General features: G+C 70.3%; 4 protein-coding genes. All 4 read right to left on the minus strand.

All coding sequences use genetic code 11. From position 1 onward, the window contains the following. Nucleotides 1-284, minus strand: a 284-nt coding sequence (locus tag V6M42_RS11685; protein WP_332678593.1) for an alpha-E domain-containing protein, incomplete at its 3' end; no start/stop codon positions are given. After that, entirely contained in the window at nt 284-1,696 is a 1,413-nt protein-coding gene (locus V6M42_RS11690) for a circularly permuted type 2 ATP-grasp protein (protein WP_332678595.1), read from the minus strand. The genes V6M42_RS11685 and V6M42_RS11690, both read right to left, overlap by 1 nt. A gap of 88 nt (nt 1,697-1,784) precedes the next feature. Further along, nucleotides 1,785-4,232, minus strand: coding sequence for a S9 family peptidase (locus V6M42_RS11695; RefSeq protein WP_332678596.1), 2,448 nt, complete (start codon nt 4,230-4,232; stop codon nt 1,785-1,787). Nucleotides 4,233-4,300: 68 nt separating this feature from the next. After that, nucleotides 4,301-4,975, minus strand: a 675-nt coding sequence (locus tag V6M42_RS11700) for a hypothetical protein (RefSeq protein ID WP_442880956.1), incomplete at its 5' end; no start/stop codon positions are given.

The raw sequence follows: 4,975 nt of genomic DNA on the forward strand, positions 1-4,975 counted from the left end.
CGCGCATTGGTCCGCGCCCGGGTGATGCAGGCGGTGATCGACGAGGAATTGTCCGGCGCGAAGGCCAGATATTCCCGCACCGACTTCTCGGTCGGCGACCGGCCCAGCGCCTTGGGCGCCCCGGCCGAGGCCAGCGCGCTGGCCCATACGGTTTCGGCGTCGCCGTCGCCGCGCGTCGGGATGGCGGCCAGCCTCAGCGTGGCCTCAAGAATGCGCGCGAGAAAATCCGCCCGCTCGATATAGCGGCCGGTCCAGTACAGGCTGTCTGCGGTTCTCGAGAGCATCAGACGTCCAGCACCCAGGTGTCCTTGGTTCCGCCGCCCTGGCTGGAGTTGACCACCAGCGAACCCGGCTTGAGCGCCACCCGGGTCAGCCCGCCGGGCGCCACCTTCACGCCATCGGGACTGCTCAGCACGAACGGCCGCAGGTCGACGTGCCGCCCGTGCAGTTCGCCCTTGTCCAGCGTCGGCGCCGTCGACAGGGCCAGCGTCGGCTGGGCGATGAAGTCGTCGGGGTCGTTGATCAGCTTCTTGCGGAAGGCCTCCAGCTCGGTCTTCGACGCCGCCGGTCCGACCAGCATGCCGTAGCCGCCCGAGCCCCCGACCTCCTTGACCACCAGCTGATCCAGCTTCGACAGCACCTCCTTCAGCGCCTCCGGCTCGCGGCAGCGCCAGGTCGGGACGTTCTTCAGGATCGGCTCTTCGCCCGTGAAGAAGCGGATGATCTCGGGGATGTAGGTATAGACGGCCTTGTCGTCCGCCACGCCGGTGCCCACGGCGTTGGCCAGGGTCACCGTCCCCTCCTGATAGGCCGTCATCAGCCCCGGCACGCCCAGCGCCGAATCCGGCCGGAACGTCAGCGGATCCAGGAAGTCGTCGTCGATGCGGCGATAGACGACGTCCACCTGCTGCCGCCCCTGCGTCGTGCGCATGAAGACCTTGCCGTCGTCGACGAACAGGTCGCGCCCCTCGACCAGATCGACCCCCAGCTTGTCGGCCAGGAAGCTGTGTTCGTAGTAGGCCGAGTTGAACGGCCCGGGCGTCAGCACCACGATCGTCGGATCGGCCCCCGCCGCCTCTGGCGCGCAGGCCCGCAAGCTGGCCAGCAGCATGTCCGTATAGGTCTCGACCGGCCGCACCGGATAGTCGGCGAACAGGTCGGGGAACAACCGCATCATCATCTCGCGGTTCTCCAGCATGTAGCTGACCCCCGACGGCGTGCGGCAGTTGTCCTCCAGCACGTAGAACCCGTCCTCGCCCGTCCGCACCAGATCGACGCCGGCGATATGCACCCACACCCCGCGCGGCGGTCGGCGGCCCTGCATCTCGGGCACATAGTGAGGATTGGTCAGGACCAGTTCGGGCGGCAGGACGCCCGCCTTCAGGCACTCCTGCGGGCCGTAGACATCAGCGAGGAACAGGTTCATCGCCGTGACCCGCTGGATCAGACCGGCCTCCAGCCCCGCCCACTCTGACGCGCCGATGATGCGCGGCACCACGTCGAACGGGATCAGCCGCTCGCTCGACTCCGCGTCGCCATAGACGGCGAAGGTGATCCCCATGCGGCGGAAGAACAGCTCGGCCTGCCGCGACCGCGCCTGCAGCAGGCCGTCGGGCGCATCCGCCAGCCACCGGGCGAGCCCGCGGTAGCTGTCGCGGACATCCGTCCCGTCACCTGACATCTCGTCGAAGGCCATGCCGCTCCCGCTGCTTTCAAATTTCAGCGTGGCCCCACAAGCGTCGCTGAAGCAACAGGAATGTTGCGGCGCGGCAAGCGTTCCGTCGCTACGGAGCGGCCGTCCGCGGCGGCGCGTTCTTCACATACTGATCCAGCCAGCGGGTCATCTCCCACAGGGTGTGGCCGACGGATTCCCGCGCGCGATAGCCATGCGCCTCCAGCGGCAGAACGACATAACGCACCGTCGCCCCCTGCCCCTTCAGAGCCGCATAGAACCGCTCGGACTGGATCGGGAAGGTGCCCGAATTGTCGTCCGCCTCGCCGTGGATCAGCAGGATCGGCTCGTTGACCTTGTTGGCGTAGGTGAAGGGCGACATCTCCGTATAGGTGTCGCCGGCCTCCCAGTAGGTGCGCTGCTCGGCCTGGAAGCCGAAGGGCGTCAGGGTCCGGTTATAGGCGCCCGACCGGGCGATGCCGGTGCGGAACAGGTCGGTGTGCGCCAGCAGGTTGGCGGTCATGAAGGCGCCGTAGCTGTGCCCGCCCACCGCGATCCGGTCGCGGTCCGCCACGCCCATGCCGACCACCGCCTCGACCGCCGCCTCGGCGCTGGCCTTCAGCTGCTCGATATAGGTGTCGTTGGGTTCGGCCCCGTTGACGCCGACGATCGGCATCGAGGGGTCGTCCAGCACGGCGTATCCCTGCGTCAGCAGGAACAGATGGCTGATCCCGCCCGGACGGGTGAAGCGGTTGGCGGTGTCGACCACCTGCCCCGCCACGGCCGCGTCGGTGAACTCGGCCGGATAGGCCCACATGACCAGCGGCAACGGACCGTCGCGGTCCTTGTCGTAGCCCGCGGGCAGGTACAGCGTCCCGGACAGGGCCACGCCGTCGGCGCGCGTATAGCTGATCGTCTGCTTGCTGACCCCGGCCAGCTGCGGCGCCGGGTCGGGGAAGCTGGTCAGGGCGGTCGGATCGCCCGCCGTCAGGTCGCGCACGAACAGGTTGGGCGGATCGTTGCGCGTCTCGCGCCGGGTCACGACCCGGCGGCCCTCCTCGTCGAGGAAGCCGACGACGGTCTCATAGTCGCCGCTGGCCGAGGTCCACAGCCGCTCGGACCGGCCGTCGGCGAGGTCCATGGCGGCGAGGAAGGGATATTCGCCCTCGCGCGTCGCGCCGGGTCCGGTCATCAGCACCCGGCCGTCCCGCGCGAAGCGGATGACGGGGAAGCCGTTGTCGTTGGGCTCGGTCACCGGGAAGCCGGGGTCGTTGTACCGGTCCTGATAGTTGCGCTCCAGCAGGACGCGGCCTGTTCCGGGGTTGGACGGATCGACCACATACCGGGTCTCGTGCCGGTTGTTGAACCAGCGGCTGTTGACCAGGGCGGTGTCCGCATCGCCCCAGGTCACACCGGCGTAACGCTCCTTCAGGTCGACCAGCGCAACCGGCGCGCCGCTGAACGGCGCGGCCAGGGTGAAGACGCGGTCGCGCACCTCGACCTGGGTGCGCGGATCGCCGCCGTCCTGGGCCTCCGTCCAGACCAGCGTCGCCGGGGCGTCGGCGCGCCACTGCACCGAGCGCGGGCCCGGCGCCACGGCGTCGAACGGCGTCGGGATGTTGTCCCTCAGCGGCAGGTCGGCGACGCGGTGCACGATCCGGCCGTTCAGGTCGGTGACCACGACGTCCGCCGGGAACAGGCCGGCGGGCACCACATAGCTGTAGGGCCGCTTGACCGTCGTCTGCAGCACATGGCGGCCGTCCGGCGAGACGCTGGCGCCGAGATAGACGGCCGGCGCGCCCAGCGTCCGGGCCCGACCGTTCAGCGGCACGAGCGTCAGCTGCGAGGTGAAATAGTGGTCGAACAGGGCCTCGTCGCCCGGATCGGTCAGCAGGTCCTGATAGGTCCGCGCGGGGGCGGCCCGGCCCATGCTCTCCGCCACGGTCGGACCGGCGGGCGGACGCGTCACGTCCGGGGCCGCGCCCCGGCCCTCGGGCGTCATCCGCACCAGCAGGCCCGAGCTGTCCGGCAGCCAGTCGAAGGCCCCGCCGCCTGCGGCGTTGACCCGCGCGTCCGTCAGCTTGCGCGCGCGGGCGCTGGCGACATCGACGGTCCACAGCTCCAGCCCGGTCGGCGCATCCATCAGCAGGGCGATGGACCGGCCGTCCGGCGACCAGCTCGGCGACAGGAAGCGCGCGCCGGCCGGAAGCTCGACTGCGCGCGTAGCGCCGCCCGCCACCGGCTGGAGGCTGAGGCCCGTCAGCCAGGTCACCCGGCTGTTGGCCAGGCCGTTGTTGCGTGGATTGATCCGGTATCCCCCAAGCCGCAGCATCGGCTCGGCCAGTTCGGCGATCGGCGGCAGGTTGGCCCGGTCGTAAAGCGCCAGCGTCCTGTCGTCCGGCGACAGGCTCGGCGTCGGCGTGGGTTTGGTGTCGAGGATCTCCGCGATCGGCGACGGCGGCTGCTGGTAGGTCAGGCCGTCCTGGGCCAGGGCGGGGCCCGCCACGGCGGCCAGCAGGACGAAGGCGGGCAGGGCCCGGGCCAGCAGAAGACGACGCATGTTGTTTTCCCAAAGAACGATCGCCCTCCCGAAGGGCGCCGCACGCTAGGGGCCGAACGGAACGGGGGTCAAGGCCAGCGTCGCATCGTCGCCCCGACCATCGCATAGCAGCTGGCCCGGCTCGGCCGGTCGCCGTATGGCCCGCCATAGGCGGCGCTGATCGAGCAGATGTCGGCCGGGCTCAGCTGCCCCTTCCAGCGGTCGGCGTTGCAGTAGTTCATGATCGAGGCCGCGTCGTAATAGGGCTCGTCCTCGGCCTCGGCCTCGGGCGTGCGCTGGCGGGCGACGCAGTCGGGCGCGCGCGGGCTGACGTGGTCGTGCGAGAAGCCGAGCGCATGCCCCAGTTCGTGCAGGGCGTCGGCGTAGAAACAGCCCTCGCGCCCGATCGTCCCGCGCCGGCCGCAAAGTCGATTTGTGACAAGATAGTCGGCGTTCAGCGTGACCGATCCGCCGCGCACCAGATTGACGCCCAGGTGGCTGGACGAAGCGAACAGTTCGGGATCGTGGGCGATCCGCACCGGAATGCTGCGTGGGCCTGACCCCGGAGCCGGGCAGGCCGCGAGTATGTCGAACTCGACCTGCGCCACGGCCTCCCAGGCGTTCGCCGCATCCATCACCTTCTCCCGCGCCCAGGCGTCCTCGAAGGCCGGAGCCTCGAAACACATCGGCACCCGCCCCCCGGGCCAGAGGTCCGCCTCCGCCGGCGGCGGCGCGACGGGCGGAGGCGGCGGCGGCGGGGGAGG

It is taken from the genome of Brevundimonas sp. (assembly GCF_036677305.1).
GTDB lineage: Bacteria > Pseudomonadota > Alphaproteobacteria > Caulobacterales > Caulobacteraceae > Brevundimonas.